Consider the following 23867-nt stretch of genomic DNA (forward strand, 5'->3'; position numbering starts at 1 on the left):
CGCACTCCTTAACGCTTGGCTTGCCAAATGCGTTGCTGATAGTCACGGATCGAACGATCCGAGCTGAACATGCCTACGCGCGCGGTGTTAAGGATAGTGCGGCGCGTCCATTCGTCGCGGTCACGATACAGTTTGTCTACCTGCCGTTGAGCTTCGCAGTAGGAAGCAAAGTCCGCCAGCACCAGATACGGATCGCCACCTTCCAACAGGCTGTGCAGCATCATATCGAAGGCGTGCTTGTCACCGTGACTGAATGCGCCGCTGGCCAGTTCATCCAGGATTGCCTTCAGGTGTTTGTCTTTCTTGCGATAGCTCAGCGGGTCATAACCCTTGGCCAACAGCGCTTTGACCTGCTCCACGGTGTTGCCAAAAATAAAGATGTTGTCCTCGCCGACCTGCTCGGCGATCTCGACGTTGGCTCCGTCCAGCGTGCCAACGGTCAGTGCGCCGTTCAGCGCCAGCTTCATATTCCCGGTGCCCGACGCTTCTTTACCGGCGGTGGAGATCTGCTCGGAAATGTCCGCCGCCGGGATCATCAGTTCAGCGACGGAAACGCGGTAATCAGGGATGAAGGCCACTTTCAGGCGATCTTTGACGATCGGATCGTTATTGATCTTCTCTGCGGCCTGATTGATCGCATAGATGATGTTCTTCGCCAGGTAATAGCCCGGCGCGGCTTTGGCACCAAACAGGAATACGCGTGGCACGATGTCCAGATCCGGGTTATCCCGCAGCTGGCGATACAGCGAAAGAATGTGCAGCAGGTTCAGATGCTGGCGCTTGTACTCGTGCAGGCGTTTGATCTGCACGTCGAAGATCGCGTCTGGATTGAGCGTCAGCCCCATTACGCTCTGCACGTAGTTGGCGAGGACCACCTTGTTATCGCGCTTAATCTGCTGGTACTTCTCGCGGAAAGCGGCGTCTTCAGCGTATTTTTCCAAGCCCTTCAGCGCATCAAGATCGTTGGCCCACTCCACTTTCAGGGTGGTATCGATCAGGCCTGACAATGCCGGGTTACACTGCTTGAGCCAGCGGCGCGGCGTAATACCGTTGGTGACGTTGTGGAATTTGTTCGGCCACAGCTGGTGATATTCTGGGAACAGATCTTTTACCACCAGGTCCGAGTGCAACTGGGCCACACCGTTCACCGCAAAGCCGCTGACCACGCACAGGTTGGCCATGCGCACCTGCTTGTTGTGGTGCACCGCCAGCTTGGCCCACACTGCCTCATCGCCCGGCCAGTGTTGGTCTACCAACCGCTTAAAGTTGGCATTGATCTGCTTGATGATAGAGAAGTGGCGCGGCAGCAGGCTGCGGACCAGTTTCTCATCCCAGCACTCCAGAGCTTCCGGCATCAGGGTGTGGTTGGTGTAGGCAAAGGTCTTGCTGGTGATCGCCCAGGCCGCATCCCAATCCAGTTGGTGCTCATCGAGCAGAATACGCAGCAGCTCTGGAATGGCGATGGTTGGGTGGGTGTCGTTGAGTTGGATCACTTCGTACTTCGGCAACTCTTCAATCTTTCGCCCGGCCAGATGGTGCTTACGCAGAATATCGGCCACCGAGCAGGCACACTGGAAATACTGCTGCATCAGGCGCAGGCGTTTGCCAGCCTGATGGTTGTCATTCGGATAGAGCACTTTGGTCAGCTTGGCGGCTTCTACGCCCTGCTTTTCCGCCTGCAGGAATTTGCCGTCGTTGAAATCCCCCAGATCGAATGGATGACTATGCGTTGCCTGCCACAGTCGCAGCGGCTGAGTGACTCCGTTACGGAAGCCCAGCACCGGCAGATCCCAAGCTTCCCCACGCAGGGTAAACTCCGGGTGCCACAGTTCGCGGCCATCGGCCAGTTTCTCTACCTTACCACCAATCCCGACATCCACGGCCAACGCCGCATTATGGCGGAACCACGGGTAGCTCTCGCGCTGCCAGTTATCCGGCGCCTCTTGCTGATGCCCCTCTTTGAACGACTGACGGAACAGCCCGTATTGATAGTTCAGCCCATAGCCGGTAGCCGGTTGCTCCACCGTGGCCATCGAGTCCAGGAAACAGGCGGCTAAACGCCCCAGGCCACCGTTACCTAACGCCGGATCGGTTTCCTGCTCCAACAGATCGGCCAGCTTGACGTCCTGCTCTGCCAACGCCGCCTCAACGGTGTCATACCAGCCAAGGTTGATCAGGTTATTGGCCGTCAGGCGGCCAATCAGGAATTCCATCGAGATGTAGTTTACATGGCGCAACGACTTGCTGCTTTTACGCGGCGCAGGCTGCGCGGCCAGCTGTTCGGCGAGAGCGGCACTTACGGCCTCCCACCATTGATGCTGAGTCATCTGCTGTGCGGAGCTGAGGCCAAAACGCTGCCACTGACGAGTCAGTGCAGCCAGAAAAACGTCCTTTTTGAGCATAGGCTGTGACATAGGTAAAACTCTCTATCCGGTGTACCCGTCGTCTTTCAAGCGGCAACTTGAGTTCCATTGGGTAGTAAATGGGCCAATTTTTTCACTATCGTGCCGGGGAGAACCCGCAATGGCATCATCCCGCCTGGGGATTAGCTGGGGAGGAGGATTGGGGCGTAGCTGAAACTGTGATCTCAGGCACTTTTTAAGCCCCCTTGCGTGCGGTAAGAAAGCCCATCGATATCACCGGTGAGCATAACATCGACGGCAAACCTTAGGACGTTAGCACAGTTATGATAGCTGATGAAGTTTTGTACTCGTCCACTAACGGCCGAAAAACAGGGTAATTTCTGAGGGTAATCAGGCGCGATGTAAAGCGCAGTTAGAGCTGAACCGAGGGCAAACATAAAAAAGTGTGATCAATAGCAATTTAACTTCAAGCCAAAGCGCAAGCTTGTTGCATTACCGTTGACGATGTTCGAAGTTAAAGAGGGGGATTAATTACGAGCTACAAAATAATTAACTCAACCCGGTCCCGAGACAGGAACACGGTGAAATAAATTCCTTCGGGCAGTCCTTCGGCGGCGGGAACCGCACTTTACACCTGGAATATTATGCTGATCCCATCAAAACTGAGCCGTCCGGTACGGCTGCAAAATACCGTGGTACGCGATCGTCTGCTGGCGAAGCTGGCTGGTGCGGCTAACTATCGCCTGACATTGGTCAATTGCCCGGCAGGATACGGTAAGACCACGCTGGTGGCACAATGGGCCGCGGGCAAATCGGATCTGGGGTGGTACTCCCTGGACGAGAGCGACAACCAGCCGGAGCGCTTCGCCAGCTATCTGATCGCCGCGCTGCAACAGGCTACCACTGGCCACTGCGTGAAAAGCGAGGCATTAAGCCAGAAACACCAATACGCCAACCTTTCGGCGCTGTTTGCCCAGCTGTTTATCGAGCTGTCTGACTGGCACCAGCCGCTGTACCTGGTGATCGACGATTACCACCTGATCACCAATGACCAGATCCATGAAGCGATGCGTTTCTTCCTGCGCCACCAGCCAGAAAATCTGACGCTGCTGATCCTTTCCCGCACCCTGCCTCCCCTGGGGATCGCCAATCTTCGCGTACGCGATCAGCTGTTAGAGCTGAGCACGCGCCAATTGGCTTTTAATCATCAGGAGGCGAAACAGTTCTTTGACTGCCGCCTTACCTCCCCGCTGGAGCACAATGACAGCAGCCGTCTGTGTGACGAAGTGGAGGGGTGGGCAACCGCCTTACAGCTAATCGCGCTCTCCGCCCGCCAATCCACCTCTTCCGCTCAGCAATCTGCCAAACGTCTGGCCGGGCTGAACGCCAGCCACCTGTCCGATTATCTGGTGGATGAGGTGCTGGATCGCGTTGATGCCGATGCCCGCGCGTTCCTGTTGCGCTGCTCGGTTTTGCGTTCGATGAACGACGCGTTGATCGTTCGCCTGACCGGGGAAGACAACGGCCAGCAGCGCCTGGAAGAGCTTGAGCGCCAGGGCCTGTTTATTCACCGTATGGACGACACCGGCGAGTGGTTCTGTTTCCACCCGCTGTTTGCCTCGTTCCTGCGCCAGCGTTGCCAGTGGGAATTGGCGCTGGAACTGCCAGGCCTGCACCATGCGGCGGCAGAAGGATGGCTGGCGCTCGGGTACCCGGCGGAAGCCATTCACCATGCGTTGGCAGCCAGCGATGTCAGCATGTTGCGCGATATCCTGTTGCAACATGCCTGGTCGTTGTTCCATCACAGCGAACTGGCCTTGCTGGAGGAGTGTCTGAATGCCCTGCCGTACGAACGGCTGATCCAGAACCCGAAACTGGCGCTGCTGCAAGCCTGGCTGGCGCAAAGCCAACACCGTTACAGCGAAGTGAATACCCAACTGGAACGCGCCGAACAGGCCATGCTCCAGCAAAAGATCGTCATTGACCAGACTCTGCATGCTGAATTTGACGCGCTGCGTGCTCAGGTGGCGATCAACGCCGGTAAACCGGAAGAGGCCGAACGCCTGGCCACCGAGGCGCTGAAATTCCTGCCGCTATCCAGCTATTACAGCCGCATCGTGGCCACCTCCGTTACCGGTGAGGTTCACCACTGCAAAGGGGAACTGGCACGGGCGCTGCCCATGATGCAGCAGACCGAACAGATGGCTCGCCGCCATCAGGCTTATCACTATGCGCTGTGGGCGCTGTTGCAGCAGAGCGAAATTCTGATCGCGCAAGGGTTCCTGCAAGCCGCCTATGAAACCCAGGATAAGGCCTTCGAACTGGTGCGTGAACAGCATCTGGAGCAGTTACCGATGCACGAATTCCTGCTGCGCATCCGCTCACAGGTGCTCTGGTCGTGGTCACGGTTGGACGAAGCCGAAGAAGCGGCACGTGAAGGGCTAAAGGTGTTGGCTAACTACCAGCCGCAGCAGCAGTTGCAATGCCTGGCGATGTTGGCGAAATGCTCGCTGGCGCGTGGCGATCTGGATAATGCCAATGCTCACCTGCTGCGCAGCGAAGTCCTGCTGCATGGCTCGCAGTATCACCGAGACTGGCTGACCAATGCCGATAAACCCAGGGTGATCCACTGGCAGATGACCGGGGATACCACCGCAGCGGCCAATTGGCTGCGCAATACCGAAAAACCGGGGATGGCCAATAACCACTTTACGCAGGGGCAATGGCGTAATATCGCCCGTGTCCAGATCCTGCTTGGGCAGTACGAAGAAGCCGAAGTGGTGTTGGACGAGCTGAACGAAAATGCCCGCCGCCTGCGGTTGGTGAGCGATCTCAACCGTAACCTGCTGCTCAGTAACCACCTCTACTGGCAGATGGACCGCAAAGTGGACGCCCAGCGCGCGCTGATAGAGTCGCTCTCACTGGCTAACCGCACCGGGTTTATCAGCCACTTTGTGATCGAGGGAGAGGCCATGGCGCAGCAACTGCGTCAACTGATCCAGCTCAACACGCTGCCAGAAATGGAACAGCATCGCGCCCAGCGTATTCTGCGCGATATCAACCAGCATCACCGACACAAGTTCGCTCATTTTGACGAGAACTTCGTCGATAAGCTGCTAACTCACCCGCAAGTACCAGAATTGATCCGCACGAGCCCGCTAACACAGCGTGAATGGCAGGTGCTGGGCCTGATTTACTCCGGTTACAGCAACGATCAGATTGCCGGGGAACTGGCCGTGGCGGCCACCACCATTAAAACCCATATCCGTAATCTGTATCAGAAACTGGGGGTCGCACATCGCCAGGAAGCGGTGCAGCAGGCACAGGAGTTGCTGAAAATGATGGGTTATGGCGCGTAGTTTTAAAAGCAGATCAGTAGGTTAAGCCCAGTACGGCCCACTTTCCCACAGGGAAAGGGGCCGAACGTGCCACATTTGACAACTGCGTTCGACCATAAATCTGCAAGTTTAGAGAATATATAAAGCCTGATACATCCACCAAATAAATAGGTCGAGCAATATCACTGGCGGTCAATCTAAAGCCCGCCTGTTTTCTCATGACATTATCGTTTCATCTGGGTACTATTGCGGCAAATTTCCATAGGGAGTTGGGATTGTGGCAATAAACAGCAAAGCACTTATTACAGCCGGAATTTATCTTATTGGCTCTCAAGCCATGGCGAGCACGGATACCCTCATCGATTATAGTTCTCGGCCCGACGCCGGGGTTTATCTGGGGAATCAGGTTGCCGCATCAACGTTATTTTCTCATACCTTGCATCAAAGAAAGACCGCGCCAGGGGACAGTCAATTCTGGATGCGCGTTTCGGGTTATCACAGTAAGGATCTGAGCGCGGGCGATAACGGCTTGCCCGTCGATATGGATCGTCAGGTCTTTATGCTTGGCGGGGATTTGCTGGCCTTGGATAACAACAAAGAAGAGTGGACGGCAGGCCTGATGACCGGCTACGGCCACGCCAAGAGCAGCGCTAACAACGCCACCCTCTCATCCGAAGGTAAAGTCGACGGCTATTCTATCGGCGCTTACAGCACCTGGTATCAGGATAAGAAAAAGCATTCTGGGGCGTATGTGGATTCCTGGCTGCAATATGCCTGGTTTAACAACAGCGTGACCTATGCCCAAGGCAAGCAGAATTATGACAGCACCGGTTTTAGCGCCTCGCTGGAAACCGGCTATGCCTTGCAGCCGTTTTCGGCACTCGAATTAATTATCGAACCACAGCTGCAGATTATTTATAACCGCTTCGATGCCGATAATTATCAGGACCCAGCGGGCGTCTATATTCATCAGGCCGATGCGCCAAACTTTACTTCACGCGTCGGCATTCGCTGGTATAGCGATCAAGACGATTATACCACCGCCTATCTCGCCACCAACTGGTGGCATAATAGTGGCAAGAACGCGGTCAACTTTAATGATACGCGGGTAGAATCCAACTCCCTGGATGATCTGTTTGAGGTCAAGTTAGGCCTGCATTCGCCTAGTACTTACAACATGCAGCTGTGGTTTGAAGGCGGGATCACCCTGGGAGCCAACAGCTACCAGGATTACGGCGGCACCTTGGGTGTGAGCTATCGCTGGTAATAACGCTAAGGCTTGTAAGTCGGCGGGGATAAAGTCCCTGCTGTTGCTCTGGTCTAAATCCAGCCAAAGTTGGATACAATACCGGCATTCCCCATTACCCGGTATTTTGCAGTTATGGAACAGTTTGAAACGATCGACGTTGTGCAAGCACACCAACGCCTGAAAGACGGTAGCGCCGCACTGGTTGATATCCGCGATCCACAAAGCTTTGAAGCTGGGCATACGCCAGGCGCTTTTCATCTGACCAACGCCACCCTGTCCGCCTTTATGCAGAAGAACGAGTTCGATCGCCCGGTGATGGTCATGTGCTATCACGGCAACAGCAGCCGCAGCGCCGCGCAGTATCTGCTGCATCAGGGGTTTGACGCGGTTTACAGTATTGATGGCGGCTTTGAGGCCTGGGCCCGCCAGTTCCCACAGGACGTCGAGACCTCCGCCTAATCCCCTTTGGGCCGCCTTTCTGGGCGGCCAATTGCTGAATTCTGCACTGTTTTTGTCAGATCCCTTCCCTGCGCTCAGGATTTCAACGGTATAATCAGCCGCCAATGCCATCGGCGGTTTTGCCCGTGGCCAAAGTCATCTACTTAGACGGAAAATCTATGGTTCGAGTGATCGCCGTTTCCAACCCTCGCCTGGCGCAAGCCTTTGTCGATTACATGGCAACGCAGGGGGTTGTACTTGAAGTCCGCGCAACGGGCGACGCAGCCGAAATCTGGCTGGCGGATGAAGCCCATCTGGAACAGGTGCAACACGAATTGCAACAGTTCCTGCTCGATCCGTTCAACCGCCGCTATCAGGCCGCCAGTTGGCAGGCAGGCAGCACCGATGCCGGTCTACAGTATCAACAGTTTTCTTACCTGCAAATCATCCGCAGCAAGGCCGGGCCACTGACGCTGACGGTGATGAGCCTGTGTATTCTGGTCTATATCCTGATGCAGGTGCTGGGTGATGATACCGTCATGTTCTGGCTCTCCTGGCCGCAAAACAGCTCGCAATATGGCCAGCTGTGGCGCTGGGTCAGCCATGCGTTTCTGCACTTCTCGCTGCTGCACATTACCTTTAACCTGATGTGGTGGTGGTATCTTGGTGGTCCGGTGGAAAAACTCCTCGGCACCGGCAAGCTGTTTGTGATCGCCGTAGTGTCGGCCTTTTTCAGCGGCTGGGCGCAGTCGTTGTTCAGCGGTGCGCTGTTCGGCGGGCTTTCCGGGGTAGTTTACGCGCTGATGGGCTACGTCTGGCTGAGCGGTGAACGCGCACCGGAACGCGGTTTGAACCTGCCAAGGGGCTTGATGGTCTTTTCCGCGCTCTGGCTGGTGGCCGGTTATTTCGATATTTTAGGAATGTCGATCGCCAATGCGGCACACGTTGCCGGTTTAGTGATAGGGTTATTAATGGCATTCTGGGATACGCGGCATCGCGCGCACAACGAACAATAACAACCAGGCACATCGGTGTATTAGGGGAATATCGTGAAGCAAACACAGCGTCATGACGCAATTATCGAATTAGTGCGCCTACAGGGATATGTCAGTACGGAAGAGCTGGTGGAGCACTTTGCCGTCAGCCCGCAAACCATTCGCCGTGATTTGAATGACCTGGCCGATCAGAACAAAATACAGCGTCATCACGGTGGCGCTGCGTTACCTTCCAGTTCGGTAAACACCGCTTATCACGATCGCAAGGTGATGTGGTCGGAAGAGAAAGCCCGCATCGCCCAGCGCGTAGCCAGCCAGATACCGGACGGTGCCACGCTGTTTATCGATATTGGTACCACGCCGGAAGCGGTAGCCCACGCCTTGATGGGCCATAAAAATCTGCGGGTCGTCACCAACAACCTGAACGTGGCCACCCTGCTCACCGCCAAGGAGGATTTCCGTCTGATCCTGGCCGGTGGCGAAGTCCGTACCCGCGATGGCGGCATTATGGGCGAAGCCACGCTGGACTTTATCTCCCAGTTCCGCCTTGATTTCGGCATTCTCGGCATCAGCGGTATCGATATGGATGGCTCGTTGCTCGAATTCGACTATCACGAAGTGCGAACCAAACGCGCGATTATCGAAAACTCCCGCTGCGTAATGTTGGTTACCGACCACTCCAAGTTTGGCCGTAACGCGATGGTGAACCTGGGGAACATGAACCTGATCGACTATCTGTTTACCGATCAGGCTCCGCCACCCAGCGTGATGAAGATTATCGAGCAGTACGACGTACAACTGGAACTCTGCTGATCGCCCCGCCCCCTAACCCTCTCCCACAGGGAGAGGGAACCGATCGAGTCCGCTGAACCTCCCCCACACTTTCCGCAGCAGCACCGGTTTACCCACGACACCGGACTGACTCCCTCTCCCTCTAACAAGAGCTTATGGCGTTCTCGATCCCTCCGTGGGAGAGGGTTGGGGTGAGGGGCTTCCCCAACACCAATGCCTCTAATACCCCTTCTATTTGTATACCTACTATCACCAAACTGTTATCTCTATCACGCAAGAATGTTTTTGTTTGGTTAACTCTTGGCTTGCTTGTTGGTTTCCGATTACAATAATGAGCGAAAACGAACATAAAAGAGCTATTTCGAACACCAGGAGGAAGTTAACGTGGAAACCAAAGACTTGATCGTTATCGGTGGCGGTATCAACGGAGCCGGCATCGCAGCCGATGCAGCCGGGCGTGGGCTGTCCGTACTGCTGCTTGAAGCGCAAGACTTGGCCTGTGCTACGTCTTCCGCCAGTTCAAAACTGATCCACGGTGGCCTGCGCTACCTGGAACACTACGAGTTTCGTCTGGTCAGCGAAGCGCTGGCCGAACGTGAAGTGCTGCTGAAACTGGCACCGCACATCGCCTTCCCAATGCGTTTCCGCCTGCCGCACCAGCCCCATCTGCGCCCGGCCTGGATGATCCGCATCGGCCTGTTCCTGTACGATCATTTGGGCAAACGCACCAGCCTGCCAGGCAGTAAAGGTTTGCGCTTTGGACCAGACTCCGTTCTGAAGCCGGAATTAAAGCGCGGTTTCGAATATTCTGATTGTTGGGTAGACGATGCGCGCCTGGTCGTGCTGAATGCCCAAGCCGTGGCCGAACGCGGTGGCGAAGTGCGCACCCGCACCAAAGTGACCCGCGCCTGGCGCGAAAATGGTCTGTGGATGGTGGAAGCCATCGACGTCGACAGCGGCAAAACCTTTACCTGGCGCGCCAAAGGCCTGGTAAATGCCACCGGCCCATGGGTAAAACATTTCTTCGACGATGGCCTGAAGCTCAAGTCTCCTTACGGTATCCGCCTGATCAAAGGCAGCCATATCGTGGTACCTCGGGCACATAACCAGCCACAGTCTTATATCTTGCAGAACGAAGACCACCGTATCGTATTTGTCATTCCGTGGTTGGATGAGTTCTCCATCATCGGCACCACCGACGTGGAATACCACGGTGATCCGAAAGACGTGAAGATCGACGATAACGAAATCAACTATCTGTTGAAAGTGTATAACGATCACTTTAAAAAACAGCTGGGCCGTGACGATATCGTCTGGACCTACTCTGGCGTACGCCCGCTGTGTGATGATGAATCTGATTCACCGCAGGCCGTCACTCGCGACTATACGCTGGATGTGCATGACGAGCAGGGCAAAGCCCCACTGCTTTCCGTGTTCGGTGGCAAACTCACCACCTACCGCAAGCTGGCCGAGCATGCGATGGAGAAATTGGCTCACTACTATCCTGGCTGTGGCCCGGCTTGGACCAAAAACGGTTCCCTGCCAGGGGGCAATATTGACGGCGATCGCGATAGCTATGCCGCTAAACTGCGCCGTCAGCACGGCTGGATGACGGAGTCTCTGGCTCGCCGTTACGCTCGCACCTATGGCAGCCACAGCGAAATGATCCTGGCCAATGCCAATAGCCTGAGCGATTTGGGTGAAGACTTTGGCCATGACCTGTACGAGGCTGAACTGCGTTATCTGGTAGAGAAAGAGTGGGTTATCGAACTGGATGATGCCCTGTGGCGCCGTACCAAACTGGGGATGTGGCTCAGCGAAGAGCAGCAGGCGCGGGTGAAAACCTGGCTGGCAGAAAATGCCAAACCAAAAGCGTTGTCATTGGCGTCTTGATTGAGGTGTGAGTAGACGGGCGCAGCATGCAGCGCCCCTACGGCATACGGGACAAAAAAAAGTTAAATTCAAGGGCCGGTAATCCGGCCCTTGGCTATTACAGCTTTATCGGTTTGATATTCCAAATTTCGTCCGCGTACTCCTGAATCGTCCGGTCGGAAGAGAAGTAGCCCATATTGGCAATATTGAGTATCGCACGCCGGGTCCAGTCGTCCTGATTGAGATACACCTCATCCACCTTATCCTGCATATCCACATAGCTGCGGTAGTCGGCCAACAGCTGATAGTGGTCGCCAAGATTGACCAGTGAATCGAACAGGTTGCTGTAGCGTTGGGGTTCTTCAGGGCTGAACGCACCGGTAGCGATCTGCGTCAAAGCCAGATGCAACTCTTCATCCTGCTCGTAATACTGACGTGGGTTATACCCATCGCGGCGCAGCGCCTCCACCTGTTCGGCGGTATTACCAAAGATAAAGATGTTCTCTTCACCCACGTGTTCCAGCATTTCGACGTTGGCCCCGTCCAACGTGCCGATGGTCAAGGCACCGTTGAGAGCAAACTTCATGTTACTGGTGCCCGAAGCCTCGGTCCCCGCCAGCGAGATCTGCTCGGAGAGATCGGCCGCAGGAATGATCATCTGGGCCAGGCTCACCCCGTAGTTAGGGATAAACACCACCTTCAAATCATCATGCACTCGCGGATCGTTGTTAATCACCTTCGCTACGTCATTGATCAAGCGGATGATCTGTTTGGCGGCATAGTAGGCAGAGGCCGCTTTACCCGCAAAGATCACCACGCGCGGTACGCGTTTGGCATCGGGATCCTGCAGCAGACGGTTATAACGCGTGATCACATGCAATACGTTCAGCAATTGCCGCTTATATTCGTGGATCCGTTTGATCTGTACGTCGAACAACGCGTCGGGGTTCACCACCACGTTGAGCTTTTTCGCGATATACGCCGCCAGCCGCTCTTTGTTCTGCCGTTTGGCAACCTGTACGGCCTGCAAGAAGCTCGGGTAATCCGCATTCGCTTTGATTTCGCCAAGCTGGCTGAGATCGGTACGCCAGTGATGGCCAATGCTGTCATCCAGCACTTTGGACAGCGGCCGATTAGCCAACCCCAGCCAGCGGCGCGGCGTTACCCCGTTGGTTTTATTGCAGAAGCGATCGGGGAATACGCGAGCAAAATCGGCAAACAGCGACTGTACCATCAATTCGGAGTGCAGCGCCGAGACGCCATTCACCTTATGGCTGGCGACCACGGCCAACCACGCCATTCGTACCCTACGCCCGTTGGTTTCATCAATGATGGAGACCCGTGCCAGCAATTGATCATCCCCCGGCACCACTTGCTGTACCTGCTTGAGGAAATGGTCGTTGATTTCGAAGATCAGCTGCAGGTGGCGCGGCAGGATCTTGCCCAGCATATCGACCGGCCAAGTTTCCAGCGCTTCGCTCATCAAGGTATGGTTGGTATAGGAGAATACCTTTTCCACCACTTCCCAGGCATCCAGCCAGCTGAATTTGTGCTCATCGATCAGCAGATGCATCAGCTCAGGGATCGACAACACCGGGTGGGTATCGTTGAGGTGGATGGCAATCTTGTCGGCCAGATTGTCGAAGGTTTTGTGCATCGTCCAATGGCGGTTGAGGATGTCCTGGGTAGTGGCTGAAACCAGGAAATACTCCTGCCGCAGGCGCAGTTCACGCCCGGAATAGGTGGAGTCATCGGGATAGAGCACGCGCGAGACGTTCTCGGAGTGGTTTTTATCTTCCACTGCGGCAAAATAATCCCCCTGGTTGAACTTACCCAGGTTGATTTCATTACTGGCCTGAGCACTCCACAAACGCAACGTGTTGGTGGCATCGGTATCGAAGCCCGGGATCACCTGATCGTAGGCGATGGCGATAATCTCTTCGGTTTCCACCCAGCGGGCCTTCGCCCCTTCCTGCTGAACGCGGCCACCAAAACGCACTTTATAGCGGGTATTGTGGCGTGGGAATTCCCACGGGTTGCCGTATTCCAGCCAATAATCCGGCGACTCCATCTGTTGGCCATCGACGATGTTCTGCTTGAACATACCGTATTCATAGCGGATACCGTAACCCCGGCCAGGCAGCGCCAGCGTAGCCAACGAATCCAGGAAACAGGCGGCCAAGCGCCCCAGACCGCCATTGCCCAGGCCAGGATCGTTCTCTTCCTCAAGCAGTTCACTCAGGTTCAGGCCCATCTCATTGAGTGCGTCCTCAATATCCTGGTAAATCCCCATCGATAACAGCGCATTCGACAGCGTACGGCCAAGCAGAAACTCCATCGACAGGTAATACACCTGCCGGACATCTTGCGAAAGCTGGGCGCGATTGGATCGTAACCAACGTTCCACCATCCTGTCGCGCACCGCAAACAACACGGCATTAAGCCAGTCGTGCTGAGTGGCGATAGCCGGATCCTTACCGACAATAAACATCAGTTTATAGGCGATGGAATGTTTCAGCGCTTCAACACTGACCGTGGGTGAGGTGTAACTAAACGGTGAAGTCATAGTAATTCAATCCCAAGTACGTGATTACAACAAGCGTTGATAAAGCGACAGATATTCCTTTGCCGCGACTTGCCAGCCAAAATCCAGACTCATGGCGTGGCGTTGTACGTGATGCCAATGTCTCGGCCTGCTCCACAGCACCAGAGCACGCCGAATGGCATTGCCCAGGGCAACAGCATTACAATCATCAAACACAAACCCGCTGGCAGTGCCGTCGGCCAGGTTCTCCAGCGCACAGTCCACCACCGTATCTGCCAACCCACCGGTGCGGCGCACCAGCGGCAACGTGCCATATTTCAGGCCATAAAGCTGTGTTAACCCGCAAGGTTCAAAGCGGCTGGGCACCAGGATCACGTCCGCTCCGCCGATAATGCGGTGTGAGAAGGCATCGTGGTAGCCAATCTGCACGCCGACCTGTTCCGGATAATCGGCCGCCGCGGCCAGGAAAGCCTGCTGCAATACCGCGTCCCCCGCCCCCAGCAGCACCAACTGCCCCCCTTGTTCCAGCAACGCTGGCAGGGCTTCCAGCACCAGATCCAATCCTTTCTGGTTGGTCAAACGGCTGACCACCGCAAACAGTGGCAACGATTCATCCACCTGCAGCCCCATGGCTTTTTGCAGATGAACCTTGTTCTTTGCCTTGTTTTTCAAGCTGCTGGCGTCATAGCGTGCCGCCAGGCGCGCATCGTGTGACGGGTCCCAAATCTTGTCATCAACACCGTTGAGAATGCCGCTCAATCTTCCCTGCCGCTGCCGCTCCTGGAGCAATCCTTCCATCCCGTAACCAAACTCAGGCTGGGTGATTTCACGCGCATAGGTCGGGCTGACGGCGGTGATATGGTCAGCGTAGTACAAGCCTGCTTTCAGGAAAGACATCTGGCCATAAAACTCCAGGCCATAGATATTCAAGAATGACGGTGGCAACCACAGCTCCGCCATATGGTGGGCGGAAAATAACCCCTGATAGGCCAGATTGTGTACGGTGAAGATTGAGCGTGCCGGATGGCCATTAGCAGCCAGATAGGCGCAGGCCAGGCCAGCATGCCAGTCGTGAGCATGGACCAGTTTTGGCCGCCAGTAATGATCCAACCCCTTCGCCAACTCGCAGGCCATCCAGCCCAGCAAGGCAAAACGGCGATGGTTGTCCGGGTAGGCGTACATCGACTGATCGTGATACGGGCTGCCCGGCCGATCGTACAGCCAAGGGGCATCGATCAGGTAAACGCCCACGCCATGGTAGGTGCCATAACGCAGGCCTACGCGCCCGGCAAAAGAGTCGATTTCGGCAACCAGTACCGTGTCCGGGATACCGTTGCGCACGTCAGGAAAAGCCGGTAATAGCACCCGAACATCAGCTCCTGCGGCAATCTGCGCCGTCGGTAATGCGCCAACCACGTCTGCAAGCCCGCCGGTTTTAAGCAGTGGGAACATCTCGGAACATACGTGTAAAACCTGCATTATCACTCCTGAAATTCGGTAAAAACGTCTTTACAGAGATAAGGGGCGTAGCTTGCCACGCCCAAGGTCCCAGCCGGAATGGCTACAGTTTTGCCAACATTTCGCGCGTTACCAGCACGATGCCCTCTTCCGAACGGTAAAAACGCTTGCTGTCTTCCTCGGCGTTTTCACCAATCACCATGCCTTCGGGAATATGGCAGGCGCGATCGATAATGCAGCGGCGCAGGCGGCAGGAGCGGCCAACGTTGACATCGGGCAGTAATACAGAAGAGTCGATAGTGCAGAAGGAGTTCACCCGTACTCGCGAGAACAGCACTGAATGCACCACCACCGAACCGGAGACAATGCACCCACCGGCCACCAGCGAGTTCATGGTCATGCCATGGCTGCCGGAACGATCTTGCACAAATTTGGCCGGTGGCAGTGGCTCCATATAGGTACGGATCGGCCAGGAGCGGTCGTACATATCCAGCTCAGGCGTGACCGAAGCCAGATCGAGGTTGGCGCGCCAGTAGGCTTCCAAGGTCCCGACATCACGCCAATATGGCGGCAGATCGGGACCACACCCCACACAGGAAAGAGTAAACGGATGCGCCCAGGCAGCACCCTGCGCGGTAATTTTGGGGATCAGATCCTTACCGAAATCGTGGGTGGAGTCAGGAGTCGACATATCCTCTTCCAGCAGTTGGAAGAGGTAGCTGGCGTTGAAAATATAGATGCCCATGCTGGCCAGTGACATATCCGGGTTGCCAGGCATGGCTGGCGGATTGGCTGGCTTCTCCAGGAATTCGAGGATCAGGTCGTTATCGTCCACCTTCATCACGCCAAACTCGCTGGCTTCCTTGCGCGGTACCGGAATACAGGCCACCGTACACTGCGCTCCCTTCTCGACGTGGTCGATCAGCATCCGCGAGTAGTCCATTTTATAAATATGGTCGCCTGCCAGGATCACCACGTATTCCGCTTCATAGCGGCGAATGATGTCGAGGTTCTGGTAGACCGCATCCGCGGTGCCTTTGTACCAGTGTTCGGTGCTGAGGCGCTGCTGGGCAGGCAGCAGATCGACAAACTCATTCATCTCTTCGTTCAGGAACGACCAGCCCCGCTGAATATGCTGCACCAACGTATGGGAATGATACTGAGTGATCACCCCCATACGGCGGATCCCTGAGTTCAGGCAGTTGGACATGGCAAAATCGATGATGCGGTACTTGCCACCGAAGTGAACGGCTGGCTTGGCGCGGGTAGAGGTTAAATCTTTCAAACGCGAGCCACGGCCGCCTGCCAATATCAGGGCAACGGATTTATTCGGCAGTTGGCGCGCCAACATCAGAGGGTCTTTATTTTCGTGCTTAACCATAACTGACTCCTTTTAATTTTTCTCTACCAGCACGCAAAGCGAATGCGCAACCTGGCACCAGGCGGGTAGAACCGCCCGTGAATCTTCCTGAGTAAAGGGGGCGACAACCTGCCAATCACCCTCGGGTAACGTCATCTCAACGGTCTGCTGGGTGGCGTTGATCACCATCAGCCAGCGTTGCGACAGGCGGATCTGCAAGCAGCGATCGCCCTGTTCCCACTGTTGCGCACTGAGCGGCTGCCCCTGCGCGTTTAACCACTGCACGCTGCCGTCTCCCTCCTGCCACCAGCGGTCTGCCTGCAAAGCAGGAATTTGCTGGCGCAAGCGGATCAGCGCGGCGGTGTAGGCGGTCAGTGACTCATCCGCATTGGCCCAGTCGAGCCAGGTGGTTGCGTTATCCTGACAGTAAGCATTGTTGTTGCCTTGCTGGCTATTTCCGTGCTCATCACCGGCCAGCAGCATCGGTGTCCCCTGCGCCAGAAGCAGCGTGGCAAGCAGTGCTCGCTGGCTGGCCTGGCGGCGTTGCAAAACGGTTTCGTCGGCAATCAGGCCTTCAACCCCGTGGTTACAGCTAAAGTTTTGGTCGCTGCCATCACGGTTTCCCTCTCCGTTAGGCTGGTTATGTTTCTCCTTGAAACTCACTACATCCTGCAAGGTAAAGCCGTCGTGGGCCGTCAGCATATTGATGCTGACATAAGGCGCGCGCCCACGTTGGTTGAATACCTCGCTGGAGGCAGCAAAACGCTGGGCAAACTGACCCAGTGACAGATCGCCCTGCAGCCAGAAACGGCGGATATCGTCACGGAAATGGTCATTCCACTCAGCAAAACGGCCTGGAAACGCGCCAACCTGATAGCCGCCCGGGCCAATGTCCCAGGGCTCGGCGATCAGTTTGCAGCGCCCCAGCGTATCGTCCGCCAGCATCGCCTGAAACAGCGGTGCATCGCGGTCAAACGCCGGTGTACGGCCTAACACGGTGCCAAGATCGAAGCGAAAGCCGTCGACATGGCACTCCCGAACCCAAAAGCGAAGACAATCCATCACCCACGCCACGCCCGCCGGCTGATCCAACCGCAGCGTATTGCCACAGCCGGTGAGGTTATCGTAGCCACCGTCAGGGGTTAGCCAGTAGTAACTGGGGTTATCGATACCGCGCAGCGACAGCGTTGGCCCATCCACATCCAGCTCTGCACTGTGGTTGAACACCACGTCCAGGATCACTTCGATCCCCGCCCGGTGCAGCGCTTTCACCGCATCGCGGAACTCACGTAGCGGCGTCGTCCCGGTGCTCAAACTGCTGTAACGGTTGTCTGGCGCGAAAGGAGCCAGCACGTTGTATCCCCAGTAATTGATCAGCCCCAAGCGCTGCAAACGCGGCTCCGTGGTATGCTGCTGCACCGGCAAAAGCTCAAGCGCCGTGATCCCCAACCGCTTGAAGTAGGCAATCATCGCCGGGTGGCCAAGAGCGGCAAAGCTGCCACGCAATACGGCCGGGATCTCCGGGTGCGTTAACGTCAGCCCCCGGACGTGGGCTTCGTAGATCACCGTTTTGCCCCAAGGGGTGGCTGGCGGGCGATCGTCTTGCCAATCGTAGCTTTCGTCGATCACTATGCATTTGGGCATCAACGGGGCGCTGTCTTGCGGGTCCGGTTGATCGTACCCCCCGTGCAAATACACATGGTCGGCAACCGGCCCTTCGACTGCCCGCGCCGCCGGATCGAGCAACAGCTTGTTGGCGTTAAAGCGCAACCCTAGATGCGGCTCAAATGGGCCATGCACCCGAAAACCATAACGTTGCCCCAACTCGCCCCCTGGCAGATATCCATGCCAGATATCACCGCTGCGGGCAGGCAACGGCAGGCGTGTTTCACGATATTGCGCATCGAACAGGCACAGCTCAACCTGAGTGGCATGCGCAGAAAACAGGGTAAAGTTGATGCCATTACCGTCGTAATAAGCCCCTAAAGGCGCGGCAAGACCCGGCGTCAGCTCTACCATCAAACCTCCCGCCGCAGATAAACCGTAGCCAGCGGTGGCACCATCACGCTGATCGAATGTTCACGACCGTGGCTGCCGATCGGCTGCGAAATCACCCGCCCCTGATTACCCGCGTTGCTGCCGTGATAATGGTGTGAATCGGTATTGAGGATCTCCTGATATTCGCCAGCGCGCCCAATACCGATACGGTAATGGGGGCGCGGCACCGGGGTAAAGTTGCTGATGGCTATCAGCTCATTGCCCTGCGAGTCGTAGCGTGCGAAGGCAAATACCGAGTTGTCGTGATCGTCGACTACCAGCCATTCAAAACCATCTGGACGATAATCGCGCTCATACAGCGGCGCATTCTCCTGGTAGCAGTGGTTGAGATCGCGTACCAGCCGTTGCACGCCGTGGTGCCAACCGTCCAATCCATCCAGCAGATGCCAGTCCAGACTGTTATCGAAATTCCATTCACGCCCTTGAGCAAATTCGCTGCCCATAAACAGCAGTTTTTTGCCCGGGTGCGCCCACATAAAACCGTAATAGGCCCGCAGGTTGGCGAATTTCTGCCAGGCATCTCCCGGCATCCGATCCAACACGGAGCCTTTGCCATGCACCACTTCGTCGTGCGAGATCGGCAGCACGAAGTTTTCGGTATAGGCGTAAAGCATGCCGAAGGTCATCAGGTTGTGATGGTATTTACGGTGCACCGGATCGCACTTCATATAATTCAGCGTGTCATGCATCCAACCGAGATCCCACTTGTAGTGGAAGCCTAAGCCGTTGGCATCTGGCGGTAGAGTAACGCCCGGATAATCCGTGGATTCTTCCGCCAGCGTCACCGCCCCTGGCCGCTCTTTGCCCAGCGTCTGGTTGGTGTAACGCAGGAAGGAGATCGCTTCCAGGTTCTCATTGCCGCCATAGTAGTTCGGCACCCACTCACCGTCGGCACGGCTGTAATCACGGTAAATCATCGACGCCACCGCATCGACGCGCAGGGCGTCGATACCAAAGCGCTCCAGCCAGTAAAACGCATTTCCCGCCAGGTAGTTACGCACCTCGTGGCGGCCATAGTTGTAGATCAGCGTGTTCCAGTCCTGATGGAATCCTTCGCGAGGATCGGCATATTCATACAGCGCGGTGCCGTCGAAGTTGGCCAGGCCATGGGCATCGCTGGGGAAATGCCCCGGCACCCAATCCAGGATCACGTTGATCCCGGCATCATGAGCCGCGGCGACAAAAGCCTTGAACTCCGCTGGCGTGCCAAAACGGCGGGTTGGCGCATACATTCCCAACGGCTGATAGCCCCAGCTGCCGTCGAACGGATGCTCGTTGATCGGCAACAGTTCAATATGGGTGAAACCCATATATTTAACGTAGGGGATCAGTTGCTCGGCCAGTTCTTGATAGCTGAGCCAGAAATTATTGTCGGTATGGCGACGCCAGGAGCCCAGGTGCACTTCGTAGATGGAAATCGGACGGTCAAAGTCATTGGCCCGCTGCCTTTCCGGCGTATTTTCCACCACCGCAGGCAGCGGTGTGATCAACGAGGCCGTTTCCGGCCGCATCTGCGCTTCGAAAGCATAAGGATCGGCTTTCAGCTGCACGTTGCCGTAACAATCGATAATCTCGTATTTATACAGTTGCCCGGCCTTCACGCCCGGTAAAAACAGCTCCCAAATCCCGTTCTCTCTACGCAGGCGCATGGGATGACGCCGTCCATCCCAAAAGTTGAACTCCCCCACTACCGACACGCGCTGGGCATTCGGTGCCCAAACGGCAAAGCTGACCCCATCCACATTATCCAACGAGCCAGGATGCGCCCCCAGCCGCTCATAAGGCCGCAGATGGGTGCCCTCGGCCAGCAACCAACTGTCAATATCCTGCAGCAGGGTGCCAAAACGGTAAGGGTCTTCGAGAAGTTGTTGATGGTCGCGCCAGCTGACTTCAAGCTGATAGCGGAAAGGGGTTTTACGACGCGGTACGAGAGCGCTGAAAAAACCACGAGCGTCATCGCAATTGAGCTGAACCAGACGGTTACCGGTTTTACTCTCTACCAGCCACACGGTGCCCGCATCCGGCAACAGCGCACAAATCTGTAGTCCGTTTTCGGTTACATGCATGCCGAGCAAGGAAAAGGGATCGGCATAGTGACCGGAGATGAGCTGATTGATCACGTCACGTTCGGGAAGTACAGGCATAGCATTCTTCCTTTGATTAAGAGCATGACTTTTAAAAGGCTACGCTGAACAAAAAGCAGCCGTTGCACCTATCATGCAATTCATTTGCTACCTAAAGCGTGATTTCAGTCGGTTATTGATTAATCGATCGCCTTCATGCTCGCAGTTTCGCTCTTTATGCTTAATTTTTAGGCGAATTTTCACCATTGATGGAAAACTTTTCATCCACCTAATAAGCATAGCCATGTCTGCTAAAAACACGGTGACATTACCAAGGAAAATTTTCAGCCGGAAAACCGGCGGAGCGGGCAACCTTCGCTGGCCGCGTCTGATATACGACAGGCGTGACGTCACCTTGCCTGCATCGCCTTTACTGCTAGAGCAATTGAGACCAGAAATGTGGAAAACAGCACATTGGAGGGCTGAAAGAGATCAGCCTCAAGGAAGTTCAAGGTTATAGCAGTAACATACAGTGTTGGGGCTAACCGAACGTCAGATCAAACAACGCTCCAGCCCTTTCACAGGGTTGCATATCCCCTTACTCAGTAAAAACACCTAGCCAAGTAGGTAATCAAGACAATGGATTGCTTCAATGACACCCTCTATTCTCTTTGTTACACCAAAGGTCTATTCAGGAGCAAGCCAAGATGAAACGTATAATCTCATCCGCCATTTTATTTAGCAGTATGCTGTCATTCACCAGTGCAGCCAGTGGCATTCTGACCGAAAAGAATCTCTCCCTCGAATTGGCTGATAAGTTGGCGCAAAGTGCCATCCAGGCCTGTAGCGCCAATAACTACAATGTTGCCGTTACCGTGGTAGACCGCGCCGGTATTCCTCTGGTTATCAAGAAGATGGATAACGCGGGCCCTCATACGGTGGAAGCCAGCCGGATGAAAGCATTTACCGCGCTGACCACCAAAAACCCTACCGAAAATGTGATGAAAAATGCCCAGACCAACGCCGGGGCAGAAAATCTGCGTGATATCCCTGGATTTTTATTGCTGGCCGGTGGCGTACCGGTGAAAAGCGGTGAAGAAGTCGTTGGCGCTATTGGTGTAGGCGGCGCACCGGGTGGACACCTTGATCAGCAATGCGCGCTTACCGCATTAGAAAAGGTGCTGACGAAATAACACGATGGGCCGCGGTTTCAATGATATACCGCCAACATGGCCCCCGCATTACGTTGCCGCCAATCGACCTGTCCCCAAAGTACGGTCTTGGGGATAACCTAAAGGTGCGTTTTAGTAATGCTATCCACATAAAAAAGCCCGCTTTCATGCGGGCTATCGGTTTTTTACAGCTTAGTGATCCTTCATGCAACGCAACTAAATATCCTACAGCAGGATACGCAGCATGCGGCGCAGGGGTTCGGCCGCGCCCCATAACAGCTGATCGCCAACGGTGAAGGCGGAGAGGTATTCCGGCCCCATATTCAGCTTGCGCAGACGGCCAACTGGCGTGTTCAAAGTACCGGTTACGGCAGCAGGCGTCAGCTCACGCATGGTCAGTTCGCGGTCGTTCGGGATCACCCGTACCCAGTCGTTGTGCGTGGCCAACAGTTGCTCAATTTCCGGCAGCGGAATGTCTTTCTTCAGCTTCAGAGTAAATGCCTGGCTGTGGCAGCGCAGCGCACCGACGCGCACACACAGACCATCAACCGGGATGATGCTTGAGGTGCTGAGGATCTTGTTAGTTTCCGCCTGGCCTTTCCACTCTTCGCGGCTTTGGCCGTTATCCAGCTGCTTGTCGATCCAAGGGATCAGGCTGCCCGCCAGAGGAACGCCAAAGTTATCGGTTGGCAGCTTACCGGAACGGGTGGCCTCCGTGACTTTACGTTCGATGTCCAGGATCGCCGAGGCCGGGTCCTGTAACTCCTTCGCTACATCCGCATGCAGCATGCCCATCTGGGTCAACAGCTCACGCATATGGCGCGCCCCCCCGCCAGAGGCAGCCTGGTAGGTGGCAACAGAGGCCCACTCCACCAAGTCATTGGCAAACAGGCCGCCCAGCGACATCAACATCAGGCTGACGGTGCAGTTACCGCCAACAAAGGTCTTGATGCCTTTGTTCAGCCCTTCCTGGATCACCGCATGGTTCACTGGGTCGAGGATGATAATCGCCTCGTCTTTCATACGCAGAGAAGAGGCCGCATCAATCCAATAGCCCTGCCAGCCGGCAGCCCGCAGCTTTGGATAGATTTCATTGGTGTAATCGCCGCCCTGGCAGGTAATAATAATATCGAGAGCGCTTAATGCTTCGACATCATACGCATCTTGCAGCGTACCTTGCTGCTGGCCACCAAAAGCCGGGGCGGCAGCACCGAGCTGCGAAGTGGAGAAGAATACCGGGCGAATGGCGTCAAAATCGCGCTCTTCAGTCATGCGTTGCATGAGAACCGAGCCGACCATACCACGCCAACCAATGAAACCAACGTTTTTCATATTTACTGTCCTGCCTTGGAGGATGGCTATGCTCTATACCCTTTCAGGAAGGATATGAGATAGAGTTAAGTTATATGTTGTGTGCAATATCTACCCACCTTACAAAAAGTCGGCGCGAGCGCAAAGTGAATTTATTCAATGAGCAGGCAATTCTCAGTAACGCCGCTTATATCCGTCGTTTTTTCTGATTTTGAGGCCTTAAATGACAGAAATGATTGCGGCAACGGTGTTGCTGTTTTTAATTATGGATCCGCTGGGTAACCTGCCGATTTTCATGTCGGTGCTGAAACACCTGGAACCGCGCCGTCGCCGGGCGGTGGTGATCCGCGAGTTGCTGATAGCCTTGGTATTGATGCTGATTTTCCTGTTCGCGGGCGAACATATTTTGGCGTTCCTCAACCTGCGCACCGAAACCGTGTCGATCTCCGGCGGGATAATCCTGTTCCTGATCGCCATCAAGATGATTTTCCCTTCGCAGGAGGGCAGCGGCAGCGATCTTTCCGCCGGAGAGGAGCCTTTCCTGGTGCCGCTTGCCATTCCGTTAGTGGCCGGGCCGTCGATTCTCGCAACCTTGATGTTACTTTCACACCAGTACCCCAACCAGATTTCGCATCTGGTCGTGGCCTTGCTGATTGCCTGGGGATTGTCGGCGGCGATCCTGCTGATGTCGAACGTATTCCTACGTTTACTGGGTAGCAAAGGGGTGAGTGCACTGGAACGACTGATGGGGTTGATTCTGGTGATGCTGTCCACCCAGATGTTCCTGGACGGCGTTCGGGCGTATCTGAACCTTTAGCAGTCAGGGCGCAGCAGAGATTGCTGCGCCCCGCCG

15 protein-coding genes are annotated in these 23867 nt (G+C 55.4%); 8 read left to right on the top strand and 7 right to left on the bottom strand.

Features of this window, described 5'->3' with window-relative positions:
• Positions 1-8: 8 nt before the first annotated feature.
• On the bottom strand, positions 9-2414 hold the full coding sequence (malP, locus tag KGP21_RS26955) for a maltodextrin phosphorylase (RefSeq protein ID WP_223536593.1): 2406 nt from the start codon (positions 2412-2414) through the stop codon (positions 9-11).
• Between the two features lie 593 nt (positions 2415-3007).
• Here malP and malT point away from each other — a divergent pair.
• From malT to glpD, 6 genes are all read left to right on the top strand, one after another.
• Positions 3008-5722 (top strand): HTH-type transcriptional regulator MalT, encoded by a 2715-nt coding sequence (gene malT, locus KGP21_RS26960; protein ID WP_223536596.1) that lies wholly within the window; start codon positions 3008-3010, stop codon positions 5720-5722.
• Between the two features lie 256 nt (positions 5723-5978).
• A complete protein-coding gene (locus tag KGP21_RS26965) occupies positions 5979-6968 on the top strand; it encodes an autotransporter outer membrane beta-barrel domain-containing protein (protein WP_223536598.1) in 990 nt (329 codons plus the stop codon).
• Positions 6969-7082: 114 nt separating this feature from the next.
• Positions 7083-7409, top strand: coding sequence for a thiosulfate sulfurtransferase GlpE (gene glpE, locus KGP21_RS26970; protein WP_223536601.1), 327 nt, complete (start codon positions 7083-7085; stop codon positions 7407-7409).
• Positions 7410-7567: 158 nt separating this feature from the next.
• Positions 7568-8404: a rhomboid family intramembrane serine protease GlpG gene (glpG, locus tag KGP21_RS26975; RefSeq protein ID WP_059201937.1), complete on the top strand. Its 837-nt coding sequence runs from the start codon at positions 7568-7570 to the stop codon at positions 8402-8404.
• A 33-nt stretch (positions 8405-8437) separates the two neighbouring features.
• Entirely contained in the window at positions 8438-9196 is a 759-nt protein-coding gene (locus tag KGP21_RS26980; RefSeq protein WP_021181740.1) for a DeoR/GlpR family transcriptional regulator, read from the top strand.
• Between the two features lie 363 nt (positions 9197-9559).
• Complete coding sequence (gene glpD / locus KGP21_RS26985; RefSeq protein ID WP_223536603.1) at positions 9560-11068, top strand: glycerol-3-phosphate dehydrogenase; 1509 nt, start codon at positions 9560-9562, stop codon at positions 11066-11068.
• A gap of 97 nt (positions 11069-11165) precedes the next feature.
• Here glpD and glgP read toward each other — a convergent pair whose 3' ends face one another.
• The 5 genes from glgP to glgB form a co-directional block, all read right to left on the bottom strand.
• Positions 11166-13613 carry a glycogen phosphorylase gene (gene glgP / locus KGP21_RS26990; RefSeq protein WP_223536605.1) on the bottom strand — a complete coding sequence of 816 codons (2448 nt, stop codon included), beginning with the start codon at positions 13611-13613 and terminating at the stop codon, positions 11166-11168.
• A gap of 24 nt (positions 13614-13637) precedes the next feature.
• Complete coding sequence (glgA, locus tag KGP21_RS26995; RefSeq protein ID WP_021807434.1) at positions 13638-15071, bottom strand: glycogen synthase GlgA; 1434 nt, start codon at positions 15069-15071, stop codon at positions 13638-13640.
• A gap of 82 nt (positions 15072-15153) precedes the next feature.
• The gene (gene glgC, locus KGP21_RS27000; protein WP_094982402.1) at positions 15154-16431 is read right to left on the bottom strand and encodes a glucose-1-phosphate adenylyltransferase; all 1278 of its coding nucleotides are present in this window, start codon (positions 16429-16431) and stop codon (positions 15154-15156) included.
• A gap of 12 nt (positions 16432-16443) precedes the next feature.
• Positions 16444-18429: a glycogen debranching protein GlgX gene (gene glgX, locus KGP21_RS27005; RefSeq protein ID WP_223536607.1), complete on the bottom strand. Its 1986-nt coding sequence runs from the start codon at positions 18427-18429 to the stop codon at positions 16444-16446.
• Positions 18429-20612, bottom strand: coding sequence for a 1,4-alpha-glucan branching protein GlgB (gene glgB, locus KGP21_RS27010; protein ID WP_094982404.1), 2184 nt, complete (start codon positions 20610-20612; stop codon positions 18429-18431). The genes glgX and glgB overlap by 1 nt, the downstream gene beginning before the upstream one ends.
• A gap of 626 nt (positions 20613-21238) precedes the next feature.
• Here glgB and KGP21_RS27015 point away from each other — a divergent pair.
• Complete coding sequence (locus tag KGP21_RS27015) at positions 21239-21724, top strand: heme-binding protein (protein WP_021807430.1); 486 nt, start codon at positions 21239-21241, stop codon at positions 21722-21724.
• A gap of 204 nt (positions 21725-21928) precedes the next feature.
• On the opposite strand, the gene asd is transcribed toward KGP21_RS27015, so the two are convergent.
• Complete coding sequence (gene asd, locus KGP21_RS27020; protein WP_021181748.1) at positions 21929-23035, bottom strand: aspartate-semialdehyde dehydrogenase; 1107 nt, start codon at positions 23033-23035, stop codon at positions 21929-21931.
• A gap of 202 nt (positions 23036-23237) precedes the next feature.
• Between asd and KGP21_RS27025 the strand changes: the two genes are divergently transcribed.
• On the top strand, positions 23238-23831 hold the full coding sequence (locus KGP21_RS27025) for a YhgN family NAAT transporter (RefSeq protein WP_021181749.1): 594 nt from the start codon (positions 23238-23240) through the stop codon (positions 23829-23831).
• Positions 23832-23867 lie beyond the last annotated feature (36 nt).

Origin of the sequence: Serratia sp. JSRIV004 (genome assembly GCF_019968705.1) — a bacterium.
GTDB classification, from domain to species: Bacteria; Pseudomonadota; Gammaproteobacteria; order Enterobacterales; family Enterobacteriaceae; genus Chania; species Chania fonticola_B.

What these genes read in the sequence shown, in the direction of transcription:
- KGP21_RS27015 (WP_021807430.1), top strand. Translation starts at nt 21,239, where the DNA reads ATGAAACGTATAATCTCATCCGCCATTTTATTTAGCAGTATGCTGTCA.
- asd (WP_021181748.1), bottom strand. Translation starts at nt 23,035, where the DNA reads ATGAAAAACGTTGGTTTCATTGGTTGGCGTGGTATGGTCGGCTCGGTT.
- glpE (WP_223536601.1), top strand. Translation starts at nt 7,083, where the DNA reads ATGGAACAGTTTGAAACGATCGACGTTGTGCAAGCACACCAACGCCTG.
- glpG (WP_059201937.1), top strand. Translation starts at nt 7,568, where the DNA reads ATGGTTCGAGTGATCGCCGTTTCCAACCCTCGCCTGGCGCAAGCCTTT.
- glgB (WP_094982404.1), bottom strand. Translation starts at nt 20,612, where the DNA reads ATGCCTGTACTTCCCGAACGTGACGTGATCAATCAGCTCATCTCCGGT.
- glgP (WP_223536605.1), bottom strand. Translation starts at nt 13,613, where the DNA reads ATGACTTCACCGTTTAGTTACACCTCACCCACGGTCAGTGTTGAAGCG.
- KGP21_RS27025 (WP_021181749.1), top strand. Translation starts at nt 23,238, where the DNA reads ATGACAGAAATGATTGCGGCAACGGTGTTGCTGTTTTTAATTATGGAT.
- malP (WP_223536593.1), bottom strand. Translation starts at nt 2,414, where the DNA reads ATGTCACAGCCTATGCTCAAAAAGGACGTTTTTCTGGCTGCACTGACT.
- glgC (WP_094982402.1), bottom strand. Translation starts at nt 16,431, where the DNA reads ATGGTTAAGCACGAAAATAAAGACCCTCTGATGTTGGCGCGCCAACTG.
- malT (WP_223536596.1), top strand. Translation starts at nt 3,008, where the DNA reads ATGCTGATCCCATCAAAACTGAGCCGTCCGGTACGGCTGCAAAATACC.
- glgA (WP_021807434.1), bottom strand. Translation starts at nt 15,071, where the DNA reads ATGCAGGTTTTACACGTATGTTCCGAGATGTTCCCACTGCTTAAAACC.
- glgX (WP_223536607.1), bottom strand. Translation starts at nt 18,429, where the DNA reads ATGGTAGAGCTGACGCCGGGTCTTGCCGCGCCTTTAGGGGCTTATTAC.